Below are 17008 nucleotides of genomic sequence, written 5' to 3'. Positions count from 1 at the left end.
GTTAGGCAACCTTGAGCAGGGCTTGCTGCTCACTTGCCTGCTCGCCCGGCGCAGGCGCGGGGAGGGCAGCGTCCGCGCTCTTTGTCGGTGTGCCCTGCTCTTGATCGGCAAACACCCAGCGGCGCTGCGCCGCGAAACTGACCGAGATGAGTACCAGCTCGACCAGCACCTTAGCTGCCAGCAGCGGCAGCCCTACCTAAGTGAGGGCCTCCAGCAGAGCGGTGTTTGTCGCCAGAATCGCTACAGCTAGTACCGCGTAGCGCCCCAGGGAGTCCCGGACCGGGTTGAAGTGGCTGGTAGGGTTACCCGGCTCGTACACCTTAGTAATCGGCACCTGGGTCAGTTGAACCCCAAAGCGCGGGGCCCGCAGCAGCATATTGAACTCGTACTCGTAGCGGTCACCGGGCAGGTCGAACGCCCAGGGCAGAATCTGCGGGGTCAGCCCGCGCAGACCGGTCTGGGTATCAGCCAGTTTCTGCCCGGTCGACAGGCCAAACAGGGCGGCGGTCAGGGCGTTGCCCACCCGGGAGCGCAGCGGCACCCCGGTCTCGGGGGCGGTGGGGTCGGCAATGGTTCATACACCCATCACCAGGGTTTTTTGCCCGGCGGACGCCTGCACCTCAGCCTCCCTACCCACGGCCAGGATATCAGCGGGCGGGTGCTGACCATCAGCGTCCGCGGTCACGATAACCTCACCGGGTGCCTCAGCCTGAGCCCAGGTGATTCCCGCCCGCAGCGCTGCACCCTTACCGCCGTTAGCGGGCAGGTGCAGCACAGTCACCGATACCAACCCGGACCGGGCAAAACGACGCTCGACCGAGGGGGCAGGGGCTAGCCGGGCACCCAGCTGTTCGACCTGCTCAAAGATAGGAGCGAAGTCTGAGCCGGAGCCGTCGTTGACCACCAACACGCGGGCACTGGTGCCCTCGGCGTGGGCACGGGCGTCTATATCGTCGATAAGACGCACCAGGGAGGTATCGGGCTTGTAGGCGGGAATCAGAATCAGCATGGCGTTTAGGCTCCTGCGATGTAGAGAATGTCGCTGGTTTCGCGTTCTTCGCCCTTACCGAGCGGGTTGTTGACCAGTGAGTCGTTGAAAATCATGACCGATGAGCCGCCACCGTCAATGTTGTAGGCGGTGGTGCAGCCGGCGTCAATCATCATCTGGGCCAGTTCGGTCATGGTGGCACCGCGGGAGTAGCCCTCTGAGCGGCCGTCAACCACCATGAAGAGCAGGTGGTTGGTACCGATGACGCCCACTGCGGTGCGAGGCTGCTCGCCCTGGATTGAATGGTTACCGAAGTTGGTGTCGACTTCGACGTCCTCGATGCCGTCGAGAATCGCGCCGTTCTCTACCAGTGCCGGGCCGAATGAGAGGGTATTGAGCACGCCCTTATCAACGAGAGCCTGGGCGGTGGTGGCGGTTTCGTCGTAGATTTTGACGCTGCCGTCAGCGTAGAAGGCTAGGCCGGTGCGGGCAGGAGAGTCGCGGTAAACCACGCCGTTACGCACCACAATGCCGGTTTCGCGGAAGCCGTAGTAGTCGCCGTTGATAGCCCAGATAGCGTTGTGTTCTGCGCCGATGTTGCTGGGTAGGTCAACAATGTTCAGGCCGAACTGGTTGTTAGCGAAGGCCGAGCGCAGGATGCTCGCTGACCCCAGCTTGACCTCCGCGGTGTAGGCGGTGATTTGGTCGCTGGTGCCCTCGTTGAGCACGATGGTGTTCAGGGCGATAGAGCCGTTATCTGCGGTGACGCCGGTGTCGGTCACCTGCATGTTGGTCAGTTCGGTGTCGGACGCCGCGGCGCTCGTGGTGCTGTTAGAGGCAGCCTGAGCCTCGTAGGCGGCTACGTCTGCGATTTCGGTGTGGTCACGCAGGTAGCGGTTGTAGGCCCAGCCGCCGCCCAGGCCTGCGGTGCCCAAGAGGCCCAGGCCGCCAATCAGGGCGGTACGTCGAGTGGTTTTAGATTTAACCCAGCTGGTCTTCTGCTCAGCCTGGGGCTGCTGCGGGTTCTGTTCGATGTTCTGGTCTACGCTGTTGTTCATACCTTCAACTATGGGCGGCTAACCCATGACAAAGGCTTGTCTAACCTATGCCCCAGCTGTGACTGCAACCGAGCGTACCTAGCCGAGCGCGGACGTCCGTGCCCCGCCCATACAAAAGCCCGCCACCGGCGGGCGGTGGCGGGCTAGAAAAAGAGACGGGAAGAACCCGCGTGGTGCTACGCGGGTTACTTCTCCTGATAATCGTCGGCGTACTTATCTGCGTATTCTGCGTAGTCGTCCTCGTCATCGTACTGATAACCGGACGACTTAGACTGAGAGCCAGCATTCTTGCTGAGCTCCCGCTCAAGTGCAGTGTAGTCGGTGTCGGGGCTGAAGTACTTCATCTCCCGTGCCTGCCGAGTTGCTTTAGCCTTCTGACGGCCGCGCCCCATGGCGAGACCCCCTCTTTATCGCTCGTATCTGGCCACCCGCGTGCGCGCAGGGGTGTGCCAGAAAAACTTTCAGTCTTTTCTGTATCTAAGGGTACATGTTTTTGTGCGTCTTTGCTTGCCTGTTCGCCACATGAGATGTAAGAAACTGCTAAAACCACAAAAATATAGAGAACGGTCGTTTTATTTCACGTAGCTCCCCTCCTGGCAAAGAGAAGCTCCGCGTCACCCGACCAGAAAGAGGTGACGCGGAGCGGCGGTAGGACAGCCGGCGAAGGTCTAGGCTGCGAGTGTCGTTATCGCCAGCTGAGTCTATGGGGTTTAGGGGCGGCCGCCGAAGCCACCCATACCACCTGCGACAGCGCCGGAGGTTGCGGTAGCGGTACCGGCCTCTGAGCCGTTGACGCTGATGGTGTAGGTTTCACCCTCGGTGATGGAGCTACCGGCGACAACTACCTGGGAGATGGTCTTGGTTGAGGTGTATTCAGCTACAACCTCACCGCTGGAGTTGGTGACGGTTACGGTGTCACCCGATGAGACGCTGGCAGAGAACTGGGCGTAGGCACCTTCCATGCCCTCGAACATGTCGCCGGAGTCGCCCTGGATCAGAGTGCCGCCGGTGATGGTCAGGCCGCCCGCGGCGTCGGTTGCGCCGTTGCCGCCGGTGGAGGGTCCGTTGACGATGACGGTGCCGCCCGAAATTTCAGCGGTGCCGTTGGAGTCTATGCCGTCGCCCTCAACGTTCAGGGTGAGCTCTCCGCCGGTGATGGAGATGGACGCGTCAACCACCTGGTTCATACCGCCGCCGGAGGTGGTGGTTGAGGTTGAGTCGGTGGAGGGGATGGTGGCGTTGATACCGTCATCGGAGCTGGTGGCGTTAGTGACGCCGCCGCTGATGGTTAGGTACTGGCCCTCGATGGCTTCGACCGATTCTTCGATGGTCAGGGTGCCACCGGCGATTTCAAGTTCGCGTTCTGACTTGAAGCCGTCATCACCTGCGCTGATGGTGACGGTGCCATCCAGCAGGCGTACCCAGCCGCGTTCGGCGTCGGTGTCGTTGGTTGCCTTGATGCCGTCGCTGGTGGCGGTGATGTCGATGGTACCGCCGATAATATCGACGTAGTCCTTACCCTTGATGCCGTCGTCTGCGGCGGTGACGTTGATGGTGCCGCCTGCGATGGTGAGGCCGTCGCCGCTGGCGATGCCGTCGCCGTAGTTACCGGTGACGGTCAGGGTGCCTTCACCGGCCAGGGTCAGGTCGGTGCGGGCATAGAGGGCGGCGTCGGGGTCTTCTTCACCGGTGGCTGCGTAGGTGGAGCCGTCGGTGACGGTGTTAGTGGTACCAGCTTCGGTGTAGATGATGGTTTCGTTGGCGCTTTCAGCGTCGATGGCGCCCCCGTCACTGTTGGTGATGGAGGCGTTGTCGAGGATCAGGCGTACGACCTCCTCGTCACCGGCGGCGACCACAACCTTCCCGTCGGCCAGGGTGCCGGTGAGGCGGTAGTTACCGGCGGCGGTGATGGTGATGACGCCGTTTTCAACGGTGACGCCGTCGGTGGCGGTGGGGTTGGAGAGGTCGATGGTGACTTCGGTTGAGGCATCCCAGGTGAGGTCATCTGCGTCGTAGTGGGTGTCGTAGCTGATCACGGAGGCTACGGTAGTTCCGGACGCGGTCGCTACAGCGGTTGCCGCAGCTGAGCTTGATGAGGTGGTGGTTGAAGTGCTGGAGCTTGCGGTGGTTCCTGCGGAGCAGCCTGCCAGAGCCAGGGTGCCGACCAGGGCTACGGAGGTCAGGGCTTTGGTGAGGGTTGCGGGCATCTTCATGGGTTTTTCCTTTGTTTTCTGGTCTTGATTTATGGAAAGTTTGTGGGTCTAGCTACCGGCAGGCACCGGGCTCGGGCTGGTTTGTTGTAGCTGGCTGGTTTTAGCTGGCCAGGGCCGCGAAGCGGGCTTCGGCTTCGACCGGCTGCAGGTACATGTTGCGGGCGATGGTCCGGTTCCACTTGTTGGAGGGCAAATCGGGGTTGAGGGCTGCCATGCCGGTGGCGAACTTTGAAATCTTCGAGGGGCGGATGCCTGCCCGCCACAGGTGTTTGTCTGCTACCGAGGGGGCAGAGCCTGACTTGGTTTCGATGATGACCATGCCAGCTGCTGTGTAGTCGGTGCCGACTTCATACTGGGAGTGGCGCCCCAGGGCTCGTTCGCTCATGGGGGTCCAGGTCAGGTGGGTGTCGATGGTCATGCGGGAGTCGACCGGGTTGTGTTCGGATACCGGTAGCAGCACGGTGGTGCGGCGGTAGGCGGTGGTCAGGATGGGCTCGAAGGCGGTGGCTGGGGCATCGATGAGACCGCGTAGGGATTCTTCGACGTAGTCGCGGCCTGCGGCGTTGAGGTAGGCCCGGTCTGCGGCGGGGTAGGGGATGCGTTCCTTGACGGTGACCGCCCGGGCGCCTTCGGTTTTGACTTCGAGGAAGGTGTCGCCGGTGTCTACGTAGGAGCGGGTGCGGATCTTGTAGCGGTTGCGGCGGCCGGTGGCGGCGAGCTTGTAGGAGTCGAGGTTTTCGGTGTCGAAGTAGACCGAGTCGTAGGCGAAGTCGCGTTCGCCGTTGATTTCGAGTACGGACGCATCGGCGGGCAGGTTAGAGAGGACGGCTGCGGCGTAGAGGCTGTCGACGATGTACTTGCGGTCGACGCGGGTCTGCATGGCTGCTTTGGCGTTCAGTTCGTCCAGGCTGATGCCGGGCCAGTGGGCCGGGACCAGGGGGGGCTGTGTTCTGAGTGAAGGCTGTAGCAGTCATGGCGGTCTTTCTGTTGTGCTCTGTTCTGGCTGTTGTTAACAGTCTGGTGGGCGAAGCTATGTTTAAGCTGTGGTGAACTTAGCTTGAACTTATGCATACCAAACTTTTTCATTTCCCCTTGTCAAAAGGTAAAAATAAGGACGTCCGCCCCGGCTTTCTTGCCCCTGGCAAGTAAAGCGGGTGCGGGCGTCCTGCTCGCTCACTAACCTCTAGCGCACGCTGGTGAGGGAGCCGGTGGTGGCGGGCAGAGTCTTCTTGGAGTCCCCCACGGTGTAGCGGATGTTGGCGATGGTCTTGTCGTTGATGAGGTCAAGCTCGGCGATGGTAGCGTTCTCGATGCTGTAGCCCAGCTGGGTTGAGAGGTAGGCCTTGAGTTCTTCTTCGTCGCTGATGGCGCGGTCGACGATGATGGTCTGGCTGCGCAGGGTGGTCATGAGCTTGGAGTGGTCAACCACGAACATGATGGCCAGCAGCAGGGCTGAGAGGCCGATAGCCAGGCCGATGGGTTCGAGTCCGATACCCATGAGCAGGCCCAGGGCGAGGGCTGCAAAGTAGTAGGCGACTTCGCGCTGGTCGAGCTCGGTGGAGCGCAGGCGGATGATGGACAGTACGCCAAAGAGGCCCATGCCCATGCCCGCACTGGTGGCGTCGGCGTTAGCAAGGGCGACGGTGACGGCGAAAACGCCCACGTTGATGATGATGTAAGAGACCACGAGGTCGCGGCGGCGGTGGCGGGTCACGTACATGCCGCACAGAATCAGGATGGCGACGAGATTGAGGGCGGCTGCTGTGATGATGGTGTTCACGGGGTTCTCCGAGGGGTGTATCTGGTCTTGTTTTGCTTGATAACCAGTGTTCTCCCAGAGTCTGTGTTTAGCCTGTGTTGTACTTAGCCTTCACTTATGAGCACCTACAGACAGCCCCTTTAGTGCCTTTGACCTGGTGAAACTCACAGAAGAAAAAGTTTTAGATGCCTTCATGCGGGGCTGTAACAGCGTAGAGGGCGTCGGTCACGTCGGCGCGCCAGAGGTAGGTGGCACGCGCGTCCGCCCGGCCCGGGCCCTGGTTGATGACGGCGATGGGCTTGCCCGCGCGGGCAAAGTCGAGGGCGATTTTGTAGGAGCTCATCACGGCCAGGGATGAGCCGAGCACCAGCAGGGAGCGCGCTTGCTCCCCCAGTTCTTTCACGGCCTGCTTGCGGGCAGGCGGCACGGGTTCGCCGAAGTAGACCACTGCGGGTTTGAGCTTGGTTGAGCCGCAGGCTAGGCAGCCGACCATCTGAAAATCTTGGATAAAACGGGCGTCGATGTCGGCATCCCCGTCGGGGTTAACTTGCAAGGTGGTGCTGGCAAGGCGTTCGAGGTAGCCGGGGTTGGCGGCTTCGATGCGGGCGTCCAGGGAGGTGCGTCCCTCGTCTGCCCCGCAGTCTAGGCACTCGATGCGGGAGAGGTCCCCGTGCAGGGTAACGACTGTGCGGGAGCCAGCTGCGGTGTGCAGACCGTCCACGTTTTGGGTAATCAGCCCGGTAAGGCGCCCCTGGGCTTCGAGGTCTGCGAGTAGGTAGTGGGCGGTATTGGGGCGGGCCCGGTTCATCTGCCGCCAGCCCACAAAGGAGCGGGCCCAGTATCGCTGCCGCGCCACCTCGTCGAAGCGGAATTCCTGGTAGGTCATAGGCCGGTGGTTGCGCAAGGACCCGGCGGGGCCGCGGTAGTCAGGGATCCCTGAGCCTGTGGAGATTCCTGCCCCGGTGAGCACCAGAACCTGCCCGTCGCGCAAGATTTGCCGGACGCCGTCCGCCGCTACCTGCGGGTCAGTGGGCTGGGCCGTTTCAGCCACCACCCGGTCGATGGATCGCAGGGCCGCCGCGTGGGTGGCGGCGATATCGGCGTGCGCGGTGATGGACGCGGACGCCCCGACAAAGCGGGTATCGAGCGTGTTGGGTGCGAGGCGGGGCTGGGTCTGGTTCACTCTTCCAGTTTAAAAGATAAAGACCCTATCGTTTCTCTCTTGACCCCGAGATAATCCGTAGGGTCAAGGGAGAAACGATAGGGTCATTCCCGGCTTTTACTCGGCGGTGACGACCAGCCCGTCCACGGCGACGTCGGGGTTGACGTCCACGCACACGGTGTCGCCGTCCTTGATGGCACCGGCTAGGATTCCCTTGGCCAGGCGGTCGCCGATTTCGCGCTGCACGAGGCGGCGGAGCGGACGCGCACCGTAGGCCGGGTCGTAGCCGGCAAGTCCCAGCCACTCGGTGGCGGCGGGGGTGACGTCCAGGGTCAGGCGGCGGTCTTCCAGTCGGCGGGCCATGGAAGCGATCTGGAGGCCCACGATAGAGGCCAGGTTATCGGCTGAGAGGGGCTCGAACATGATGACCTCATCCAGGCGGTTGAGGAATTCCGGCTTGAAGCTGGCGTTGACGGTGTTCATGACGGCGCTCTTGCGGGCTTCATCATCGAGGTTCTGGTCAATCAGGAACTGGGAGCCCAGGTTGGAGGTCAGAATCAGGATGACGTTGCGGAAGTCCACGGTGCGGCCCTGGCCATCGGTCAGGCGTCCGTCGTCGAGTACCTGGAGCAGGATGTCGAAGACCTCGGGGTGGGCTTTTTCAACCTCGTCGAGGAGCACGACTGAGTAGGGGCGGCGGCGTACAGCTTCGGTGAGCTGGCCGCCCTCTTCGTAGCCGACGTACCCGGGAGGGGCACCAACCAGGCGGGCAACGGCATGCTTTTCGGCGTATTCGCTCATGTCGATACGCACCAGGGCACGTTCGTCGTCGAACTGGAACTCGGCCAGGGCCTTGGCGAGCTCGGTTTTACCGACGCCGGTGGGGCCCAGGAAGAGGAAGGAGCCGATAGGACGGTCGGGGTCGGCGATGCCTGCGCGGGAGCGGCGGACGGCATCGGCGACAGCGGTGACTGCCTGGCGCTGGCCGATAAGGCGCTTGCCCAGCTCGTCTTCCATGTGCAGGAGCTTCTCCGATTCGCCCTGGAGCATGCGTCCGGCGGGAATGCCGGTCCAGGAGGAGATTACCTCGGCGATATCGTCGGCGGTTACTTCTTCAGAGACCATGGACTCTTCGGACACGGTGCTCTCGGCCTGCTGGGCTGCGGCCAGCTCGGCTTCGAGGGCGGGGATTTCACCGTAGAGCACGCGGGAGGCTTCAGCCAGGTTGCCTTCGCGCTGGGCGACTTCTGCCTTGGAACGCAGCTCGTCGATTTGGGTTTTGAGGTCGCCGACGCGGTTGAGCCCGGCCTTTTCAGCTTCCCAGCGGGCGTTAAGGGCGTCCAGTTCTTCCTTCTTGTCGGCCATGTCTGCCCGTAGGGCTTCAAGGCGCTCGACGGAGGCAGGGTCGGTCTCGTTGGCCAGGGCCAGTTCTTCCATGGTCAGGCGGTCAACGGCGCGGCGCAGGGCGTCGATTTCTTCGGGAGCCGAGTCGATTTCCATACGCAGACGGGAGGCTGCCTCGTCGATCAGGTCGATGGCCTTGTCGGGCAGCTGGCGCGAGGGGATGTAGCGGTTGGACAGGTTGGCGGCAGCCACCAGGGCGGAGTCTGCAATGGCGACCTTGTGGTGGGCCTCGTAACGTTCTTTAAGGCCGCGCAGAATACCGATGGTGTCATCGACGCTGGGTTCACCCACGTAGACCTGCTGGAAGCGGCGTTCCAAGGCGGCGTCCTTTTCGATGTTTTCGCGGTATTCGTCGAGGGTAGTTGCACCGATTAGGCGCAGCTCGCCACGGGCTAGCATGGGCTTGAGCATGTTGCCGGCGTCCATGGACCCTTCGGAGGCACCTGCCCCAACAACTGTGTGAATCTCATCGATGAAGGTGACGATTTGCCCCTCGGACTTCTTGATGTCTTCCAGCACAGCCTTGAGGCGCTCTTCGAACTCGCCGCGGTACTTGGCACCGGCGACCATTGCGCCCAGGTCGAGGGAAACCAGGGTCTTACCGCGCAGGGATTCGGGCACGTCGCCCGAGACCATGCGCTGGGCCAGGCCCTCAACGACGGCGGTTTTACCGACGCCGGGTTCGCCAATGAGCACGGGGTTGTTCTTGGTTCGGCGGGAGAGCACCTGGATGACGCGGCGAATTTCGCTATCGCGCCCAATAACGGGGTCAAGTTTTCCTTCGCGGGCGACGGCGGTCAGGTCGGTGCCGTACTGTTCTAGAGCGCCGAAGGTGCTTTCGGGGTCGGGAGTGGTCACGGTGCGGTCTCCTCTCACGGTCGGAATGGTGTCTTCAATGGTCTTTTCAGTGGCCCCGGTCTGCTGTAGGGCGCGGGCGGTGGCGTCGTCCCCCGCTGCGAGCGCCAACAGCAGGATTTCGGTAGAGATGTAGGTGTCCCCGAACTGGGCTGCCTTAGCTTGGGCGGTTTGAATGGCGGTCAGGACGGCGCGGCCCGACTGGGCCTGGGCGGCTGAGGCGCCCTGCACCTTGGGGAGTTTAGAAATCTCGGTGGAGGCTGCTAGCGAGATGGCGTCAACGTCGAGACCTGCGGTTTTAAGGACGGCCACTGCCACTCCCTCGCGCTGATCCATGAGGGCCTTGAGTAGGTGGGAGGTGTCAAGGGTGGGGTTACCCGCGGTTTGGGCGTTCATATTGGCTGCCGAGAGCGCTTCTTGGCTCTTGGTTGTAAATTGTGCGTTCATTATTCCCCTTTACCTTTTGCGTAGGTAGTTCGTTCATACTTGAGTGTATTCCACTCAGCTTTAACTTGAGTCTACTACACTCAACTTATTTGCACTAGATATTTACAAGAACTTTTTCACACCCAGCATTGGCCAGCCATTGACCTGCCTAATATTTCTGAACTAGATTTAAACAGGAAGCCCCCTTCATGTTGCTAACCACCAACCTATGGAGGACTCCCATGTTTTCTTCACATCCGCCGTCCTACCTCTACGCCCCGCACCGGCTCTATTGGGGTGCTCTCCTCTTCACCGCCATCGCCACCCTGGCAGCACCCCTCTATCTCCTCTTCTCTCCGGCCTATCTCACGATTATCGGCCCTATCTTTGCGGGCCTTGTGGCCCTACAGCTACCTGCTGCCCTAATCTTCTACCTCATTGCCAGTCGGGTGCTACGAACACTCACCCCATCAACCGAAGCCGGGGAAGACCGTCCTATCAAATCCGCCTACGGCTGGGTAACCCTCGCTACATCTACCTTACCCGGCCTCCTTGCCGTCACCTATGCCCTCCCCGCCTTAGCTGAACAGCATCTCGGCTGGGCATTTTCACCCCCCCTTCTACGGCATCACCGAACACTTCGTCGACCGTTATACCCTCTGGCTAGGGCTGTTCTCGCTTAGCCTGACGTTCACACCACTCATCATACTCACAGCCCTGGCCCGCTCTCTGCCTCAGGTTCTCGGCATGAAAGCCCTTGCCCCGCTCTTCCTTGCCTTCTTTGCCCCGCTCTATTTCCTCCAGTGTGGCCTGATCGGTGTAGAGCTCCCCTTCTCATAGCAGCCTTACTGGTCGCCCTTCTCCTGGCAGGCGGGCGAAGTCTCGCGTCCAGCGGTTATAAGGTAGGCCTCTCCCTCGGGTAAGCTATCTGTCAATCGCTTCACATACAGGGAGAACCATGACCCTCACCGCCTACGCTATTCGCCACGTCGCCTTGAAGATTTAGGCATCTTTGAAGATTTACTGACCGAACGCGGCTTTGCTGTCGAATACCGTGACGCCGGTATTGACGCCCTCAACACCCCCGAGGTTCGCGAGGCGGATTTGTTGGTTATTCTGGGCGCTCCCATCAGCGTGAACGACACCCAGGACTACCCCTTCCTCTTTGAAGAAGCGGGGCGCCCCTGCGCGCTGGCCCTCCAGTTCCATCTTGAGGTCAACCCCCACCATATCGAGCAGTGGCTCATCGCCTATGCCGACTACATCAGGGCCTCAGAGCAGGATGTGGCGGTCATTCGCCGCGAAGCCTCCCTTTATGCCGAAAAACTCACTGCGGCCGCCACCGAGGTACTCACCGGATGGCTAAAGAAGCTAGGGCTCTAAGGAGCTTTGGTGCTTTTCTAGTCGAGAAAGTCGTACATGGACTCTTCTCGTTCGAGGCGTTCGCGGGTTGCGTCGTCCAGCCCACGCGTGAGAGCCCGCGCTTTTCGGTAGTCACTCATGGCCAGAAGTAGAGTGGCAATGGCGAATGAAAAGGTCAGGATTCCGCTGGTATTCCCAAAGGCTGCAGAGAGGCCAATGACGTCGGGGCCCAGCAGGGCTGCCGCCGCCGAGATATTCTCTCCCTGCAACCGATCAGGGGCAACCATGCCAAAGAAGCCAGCCAGAACCCACGTAGAAACCGCCACCAGGGCTGTGATAGGCGGCAAACCAGCCCGCACCCCGGCAGCCTGTAGCCCCATTTCCTTAAAGGAAAACAGGGCAGCCACCAGCAGAATAATGAGCAAGGCAGGCCCGAACGATATCGCATAGATAGGCACAAGCTCTCCCCCAGCGCCAAAAAGGGCGCGCCCGGCGGTAATCCAGGTAGCCGAGATAAAAGCCATGGGTACCAGCAAGTAGGCCAAGGCCTGCCGGGCGGGGCTCGCTTGCCGCCGTAGACGCGGGTGGGCAGAAGCAGAGTCAGGGCTAGATGTAGAGTGCTCTTGGTTCACCCCACCTATCTTAACCGGGCAGAGCTCTGCGGACGGGTAGGGTGGTATATATGAGCAGACTTGAAGCTATTTTCTTTGACCACGACGGAACCCTTGTAGATACCGAGCCCCTCTGGGCTGAGGCTAAAACCGCCCTGACCGCCGAGTTCGGAGCCTCCTGGACCGAACAAGATACGCTCATGGCCCTGGGCAAACCTGCCGCAGTCACCTTTGCCCGCATGCAGGAGCTGGGTGCAGATGTTTCTGCTGACGAGCTGTACGACCGACTTAAGGCCAAGATGTCAGTTCTCTTGAAGGACGCCCGTGTTGAGCTGCTGCCCGGTATTGAGGCGCTCTTGGCGCAGGTGGCTGAGGCTGGCGTCTCCGCGGGAATTGTCACCAACGCGACCACCGAGGTTGCTGCCAACACCGCCAAGCTGGCGCCGGAGGGGCTTTTCAAAACCCTGGTCACCGATGAGCAGGTCACTCACGCTAAGCCCGACCCCGAGCCCTACCTGCTTGCAGCCCGTAATTTAGGGGTAGACCCCGCCAACTGTGTTGCGGTAGAGGATTCTGCTTCTGGCGCGCAGAGTGCTATGGCCGCAGGCATGAAAGTGGTCATAGTGCCCGGCATGACCGAGGTGTCCGAGCACCTGGGCCACGCCCGCTACACCCACACAGAACTCACCCTCGATAAGATTCGAGCACTGATCGAGGGCTAAGAGCTGCATTACCACATAGAGAAGACAGGTCTATCGCGTGATAGACCCGCCTTTAGTGCGTGGTTCAAGTTTTGAAGCTCTAAGGCTTACTTGAGGTTGCCCTGACCGTCTTCGAGGTGGCCACGCAGGAACCACTGGAAGAGCTCCAGCTCAGCGGTCTGACCAATCAACAGATCCTCGGTGATGGGGTCGATGTCGCCCACCTTGGCAATAGCTGCACGGTGGTCTTCAACTACAACGTTGTAGACCTCATTCAGGGCACGAATGTGAGTCATAGCGTCCGCGCGGTCAACATCGTATTCAGCCCAGGTGCGCTTTTCGACCAGGTCGCCGGAGAGGCCATTGGGAGCCACACCCATGGTGGCCATGCGCTCTGCAATGGCGTCGACGAAGCCGCGCACCAGGTCGACCTGGGGGTCGAGCATTTCGTGAACAGCGATGAAGTTGGGGCCAACAACATTCCAGTGGGCGTGCTTGAGCACCAGGTGCAGGTCGTTCAGGGCGTGCAGGCGAAGCTGCAGAACGTCGGCTACATGGTGGCCTGATTCTTCGGTGAGACCGGGGACGGTGAATGATGCGTACTTGCTCATAGCAGGCTTTCCTTTCGTTAGAGTGCCAGGCTATGCGGGAGAGCCTGGCGGCTTGTCTACATCTAACCTTACGCATCTCGTTGCAGCTTTTCAAGGCTTATTATGAATAAATCATAATAAGTAAAACCTGGCATGACTAGGAAATATACCTACATTTCAGCTTATGCAAGCCTAACCTCAGTGGTGGTGACCAGCATAAACACCGCCGCAAACACTACACATCTGAATTAGCGCAAAAGAACCAGCGCTAATTAAAACCGTCAAAAAAATTTTCTGCCTTCAGCTCGCTCCCCACCCACAGGCGTCCGCGCAGAGCTACATATCACTTTGCACAGAAAGTACCTGAGTAGATAAAGTAGTAGGCGACGAAGGGGAGTAGTTCCCACAGGCGCCCAGCGCCAAAGCGGTTTATCGACATACTGGCTCGCCCACCCCAGGTGCGGCACCCGGTAAACCACCGCTTCTCACAAGCGGCGAGCGAGACCTTCGGTTAAGAAAACTACAGTTTCTTTAGCCGAAGTGTATGCAATTTTCGCCCCGCTTCGGCTCCTGACCAAAGGTAAACACCATGCCAGCAGCCGCCCCCCATGCCCCCTCCACCCAGCCAAGCCGCGCTCAAATTCGCCGCTGGCGTCGCTATCTCGCCGAAGAAATCTCAGAAGCCCGCATCTATGCCGCTCTGGCCGACCGGGCTGAGGGAAAAGAAGCAGAAATCCTCAGAGAAGTCGCCCAGGCAGAACTCCGGCACCAGGACCACTGGCGCACCCTGCTAGGCGAACACGCCACCCCCGAGCCGCGTCCGTCCGTTTCCGCCCGCTTTCTAGAGCTTCTTGCCAAGAACTTCGGCTCAGTCTTCGTGCTCGCCCTAGCTCAGCGCGCCGAGGGCCGCTCCCCCTACGCGGAAGACCCCGATGCCACCGAAGCTATGGCAGCTGACGAGGCAATCCACGAAGAAATCATTCGAGCACTTTCCACCTCTGGTCGCGAAAAGCTCTCGGGTAACTTCCGCGCCGCCGTCTTTGGCGCCAACGATGGCCTGGTCTCAAACGCTGCCCTCATCATGGGTGTGGGCGCGACCGGCGTCAGCAGCTCCATGGTGCTTCTCTCCGGCGTTGCCGGCCTACTTGCAGGCGCCCTGTCTATGGCTGCCGGTGAGTTTGTTTCGGTGCGCTCCCAGCGCGAACTCCTAGATGCCTCCCGCCCCACCCAGGTCACCCTCGACGTGGCCCATCAGCTAGACATCAACCAGAACGAGCTGGAACTAATCTATAAAGCCCGCGGCATGAGCGAGGAGGCCGCCCGCCACCGCGCCATGGAACGCTTTGGCTATTTCACCTGCGACTGCGACCCTTCGCTCTCCTTCCGCGACGATATTGAGGGGGAGGACGCCGAGGATGCCCACGGTGCGCTCGGCAGCGACATGGGGGCTGCCGCCTCAAGCTTCTGCTTCTTTGCATCCGGCGCCCTCGTCCCGATCCTGCCCTACATTTTCGGCATGTCTGGCGGCGCAGCTATGCTGATTTCCATGCTGCTGGTGGGCTTTGCCCTGATGGTCACCGGCGGCGTAGTGGGTCTACTCTCAGGTGCCTCACCCCTCAAGCGCGGCCTGCGCCAGCTAACCATCGGTTACGGCGCAGCCCTAGCCACCTACCTGCTAGGTTTAGTATTTAATGCCAGCTTCTTGTAGATAAAGAGACTTACTCATATAAAATACCCCCAGGATTTAGTCAGATTTATTGCAGCTAAGAGGGTTATTCAAAAGCTCCCACCACCAACTAGACAACGACCCTCACCCAACAGGCAACCTTGATTGTCAAATTTCTACAAATAACCTCAAACCAGCTGGGAAGAACCGTTGTAACACCAGCGTACAACTGGGCTCACCACCACGCAGCAATTCGCTAAACTCCTCACAGCCCCCCCATCTACCATCTCACCTGGGCAGCAGACTCAATGCCCTCCAAGCATTGAAAGCAACCTTGCTCCGTCACCGGCAGAATTACACCCCATAGAAACCCTAGCCGACCACTTTGAGGTCTCCCAGCTCAACTTACCAGGGCTATCAGCAAAATCGAAAACGCCCTACTCAAGGTCCTAAAACCAGCAGTTAAACCACGAGAATATCCCCTCCTTGAAAACACCAAGTTCCCTGATGATTGCTCCCTTGTTCCCACCAAGAACTGGCTTCATTAGGCAAAACAAATTTCTCTGACAAACACAAACACGCCGGGGTCAATCACCAGGTCATCTGCGCCCTGGACAGCCAGCTCCTTGCTATCGCTGACCCGGCATCTGGAGCTAAGTATAATGCTTCTGCTGTCAAGACTCACAGGCTAGGGAAGTGTCCAAATGAGACGACGCTGGAGGGTAAGGGTTATGTGAGTTTGGGGCTGATTACTCCGGTTAAACACTTGCCAGGGAATTGGGTTCACCGCCCCGCAGAGGCGGAATAATCAGGTGCTCAACCGGTTGCGGTCGGTGGTGGAGCGGACTTACCGCTTATATCAAAACTTAGCAGGTGTTACATTCGGGGTTCCGGAGGCCACTTGGCGTGTATTATCAGGTGCTTTCGGTGATACGGGGGGGGTGTTTTGGGTGGATGGAAGAACTTTTGAATAAACCTCAATAGACAGAAGCAGAAATAAAAGTATAAGCCATCGCCTCTTTGAGAGTACATTTACAGTTTAAATAAACTTCTAGAATTTGCTGCTCTGACAAAATCCACTTATTTCTAATGTTTAAAATATCTTACAAAATAAAGACCCTTACACTAACTTGAAGCAGACGATTACTAGGATTTTTCGCAGCACAGAGCAACACCATGGTTATCGAAGAGTTTTCCTGGTCTTACATAGAAAAAGCTTAAAATATTATCTATATATAATTCCTATGGATTAAGCTTCGAAGTAATCGTTAGCCCAGTAATATTTTGAGTAACAGTACCTCCATCAGCAGAATAAGTGATATTTGCCGGCTGGACAGACGAGGTGAGAGAAAAATAGTCCCATCCGTAAGATGGATTCAACGCAATCGTCGCAGGCATAATTATAACCTGACCCTAATACTTATTTCCTTTTTGAGTAAGGGTTAAAGTCTTAGTTGTTGTATAGGTAATAGTTGATACAAAAGTATAAGAACCATCCGTATTGCGCGTATTTGTAGGAGCTTGCGCTATCCACTTTCCAGCAACACTAGCTACCTGAAGATAAGTACTCTGAGTTATCTAATCTGTTAGAGTCCCAGTCAGTTGCTTATTCCACAAACTACCATTTATTTTCATATTTGATCCTGGCCAGCTTGCTTGACTACCTGCCGGAACAGTAAATTCAACCTGGGTAATAAAACTAGCTCCCGCAGCTAAGGTAGCCGTAGACCCAGAAATATAGTCAGTCCTAGTTGCAGTATTATTTGTAGGTACTGAAAACCAAAATCCGCTACTAGTGCCGTAAGTGCCAGCAACGCCGGTCGCTCCATTAGTAACAGGAGTAAAAGACCCCTCACCATTCGCATATAGGGAGTTATTAGTAGGCTGGCTGGTAGCGTCACTCCAGTTTAAATCAGCCTCAGGGGTATTAGGTGCAGAAGCAAAATACTGCAAGGGAGTAGTTTCTGCATGGCCTGCGGAATCAAGAAAGGCTTGGTAACCAACAAATCCACCACTATATTGGGTCGTGACAAATAAACCCATTTGGATGCCGGAGGTGGCCTGATAATAAATATCTCTAAAAGAGTGATATGTACTGGGTTTAGTTCCGACCCCGTACATTGGAAACAAACAAAAAAGAGCAAAGGAACTTCACCCATGCCCACCAAATACCCCCAAGAACTCAAAACAAGAGCCCTACGCCTACTGGCCGA

The 17008-nt window shown here is 58.8% G+C and carries 17 protein-coding genes; 4 read left to right on the top strand and 13 right to left on the bottom strand.

Features of this window, described 5'->3' with window-relative positions; genetic code table 11:
* Window position 1 precedes the first annotated feature (1 nt).
* The 10 genes from E4U03_RS13365 to clpB all read right to left on the bottom strand — a co-directional run bounded on the left by E4U03_RS13365 (window position 2) and on the right by clpB (window position 9886).
* Window positions 2-169, bottom strand: a complete 168-nt coding sequence (locus tag E4U03_RS13365) for a hypothetical protein (RefSeq protein WP_228065944.1) — start codon at window positions 167-169, stop codon at window positions 2-4.
* Window positions 170-196: 27 nt separating this feature from the next.
* A complete protein-coding gene (locus E4U03_RS13360) occupies window positions 197-541 on the bottom strand; it encodes a hypothetical protein (RefSeq protein ID WP_228065942.1) in 345 nt (114 codons plus the stop codon).
* Window positions 542-574: 33 nt separating this feature from the next.
* Window positions 575-1009, bottom strand: a complete 435-nt coding sequence (locus E4U03_RS13355) for a glycosyltransferase (protein ID WP_228065940.1) — start codon at window positions 1007-1009, stop codon at window positions 575-577.
* A 5-nt stretch (window positions 1010-1014) separates the two neighbouring features.
* Entirely contained in the window at window positions 1015-2046 is a 1032-nt protein-coding gene (locus E4U03_RS06235; protein ID WP_135012518.1) for a phosphodiester glycosidase family protein, read from the bottom strand.
* A gap of 185 nt (window positions 2047-2231) precedes the next feature.
* Window positions 2232-2438, bottom strand: coding sequence for a DUF3073 domain-containing protein (locus E4U03_RS06230; RefSeq protein WP_135012516.1), 207 nt, complete (start codon window positions 2436-2438; stop codon window positions 2232-2234).
* A gap of 318 nt (window positions 2439-2756) precedes the next feature.
* Window positions 2757-4259 (bottom strand): carbohydrate-binding domain-containing protein, encoded by a 1503-nt coding sequence (locus E4U03_RS06225; protein ID WP_228065938.1) that lies wholly within the window; start codon window positions 4257-4259, stop codon window positions 2757-2759.
* A 100-nt stretch (window positions 4260-4359) separates the two neighbouring features.
* Window positions 4360-5139: a polyphosphate polymerase domain-containing protein gene (locus E4U03_RS06220; RefSeq protein ID WP_135012515.1), complete on the bottom strand. Its 780-nt coding sequence runs from the start codon at window positions 5137-5139 to the stop codon at window positions 4360-4362.
* A gap of 303 nt (window positions 5140-5442) precedes the next feature.
* Complete coding sequence (locus E4U03_RS06215) at window positions 5443-6039, bottom strand: DUF4956 domain-containing protein (RefSeq protein ID WP_135012513.1); 597 nt, start codon at window positions 6037-6039, stop codon at window positions 5443-5445.
* A gap of 160 nt (window positions 6040-6199) precedes the next feature.
* Complete coding sequence (locus tag E4U03_RS06210) at window positions 6200-7132, bottom strand: Sir2 family NAD-dependent protein deacetylase (RefSeq protein ID WP_209304134.1); 933 nt, start codon at window positions 7130-7132, stop codon at window positions 6200-6202.
* Window positions 7133-7297: 165 nt separating this feature from the next.
* A complete protein-coding gene (gene clpB / locus E4U03_RS06205) occupies window positions 7298-9886 on the bottom strand; it encodes an ATP-dependent chaperone ClpB (RefSeq protein WP_135012511.1) in 2589 nt (862 codons plus the stop codon).
* A 221-nt stretch (window positions 9887-10107) separates the two neighbouring features.
* On the opposite strand from clpB, the gene E4U03_RS06200 reads away from it, so the two are divergent.
* Window positions 10108-10548 carry a hypothetical protein gene (locus E4U03_RS06200; protein ID WP_135012509.1) on the top strand — a complete coding sequence of 147 codons (441 nt, stop codon included), beginning with the start codon at window positions 10108-10110 and terminating at the stop codon, window positions 10546-10548.
* Window positions 10549-10969: 421 nt separating this feature from the next.
* A complete protein-coding gene (locus E4U03_RS06195; RefSeq protein ID WP_209304131.1) occupies window positions 10970-11248 on the top strand; it encodes a hypothetical protein in 279 nt (92 codons plus the stop codon).
* A gap of 17 nt (window positions 11249-11265) precedes the next feature.
* Here E4U03_RS06195 and E4U03_RS06190 read toward each other — a convergent pair whose 3' ends face one another.
* Window positions 11266-11859 (bottom strand): hypothetical protein, encoded by a 594-nt coding sequence (locus tag E4U03_RS06190; protein WP_135012507.1) that lies wholly within the window; start codon window positions 11857-11859, stop codon window positions 11266-11268.
* Window positions 11860-11909: 50 nt separating this feature from the next.
* Between E4U03_RS06190 and E4U03_RS06185 the strand changes: the two genes are divergently transcribed.
* Complete coding sequence (locus E4U03_RS06185; protein WP_135012505.1) at window positions 11910-12560, top strand: HAD family hydrolase; 651 nt, start codon at window positions 11910-11912, stop codon at window positions 12558-12560.
* Window positions 12561-12646: 86 nt separating this feature from the next.
* On the opposite strand, the gene E4U03_RS06180 is transcribed toward E4U03_RS06185, so the two are convergent.
* Window positions 12647-13150, bottom strand: a complete 504-nt coding sequence (locus E4U03_RS06180) for a Dps family protein (protein ID WP_135012503.1) — start codon at window positions 13148-13150, stop codon at window positions 12647-12649.
* 568 nt (window positions 13151-13718) lie between these two features.
* Here E4U03_RS06180 and E4U03_RS06175 point away from each other — a divergent pair.
* Window positions 13719-14837 carry a VIT1/CCC1 transporter family protein gene (locus E4U03_RS06175; RefSeq protein WP_135012501.1) on the top strand — a complete coding sequence of 373 codons (1119 nt, stop codon included), beginning with the start codon at window positions 13719-13721 and terminating at the stop codon, window positions 14835-14837.
* Between the two features lie 1536 nt (window positions 14838-16373).
* Here the strand turns inward: E4U03_RS06175 and E4U03_RS06170 are convergent.
* Window positions 16374-16838, bottom strand: a complete 465-nt coding sequence (locus E4U03_RS06170; RefSeq protein WP_135012499.1) for a hypothetical protein — start codon at window positions 16836-16838, stop codon at window positions 16374-16376.
* Window positions 16839-17008 lie beyond the last annotated feature (170 nt).

This window comes from Rothia nasimurium (genome assembly GCF_004569295.1).
GTDB classification, from domain to species: Bacteria; Actinomycetota; Actinomycetes; order Actinomycetales; family Micrococcaceae; genus Rothia; species Rothia nasimurium_B.
Note: the sequence above shows the minus strand (reverse complement) of the source record. Positions and strands in the feature narration are given on the sequence as shown.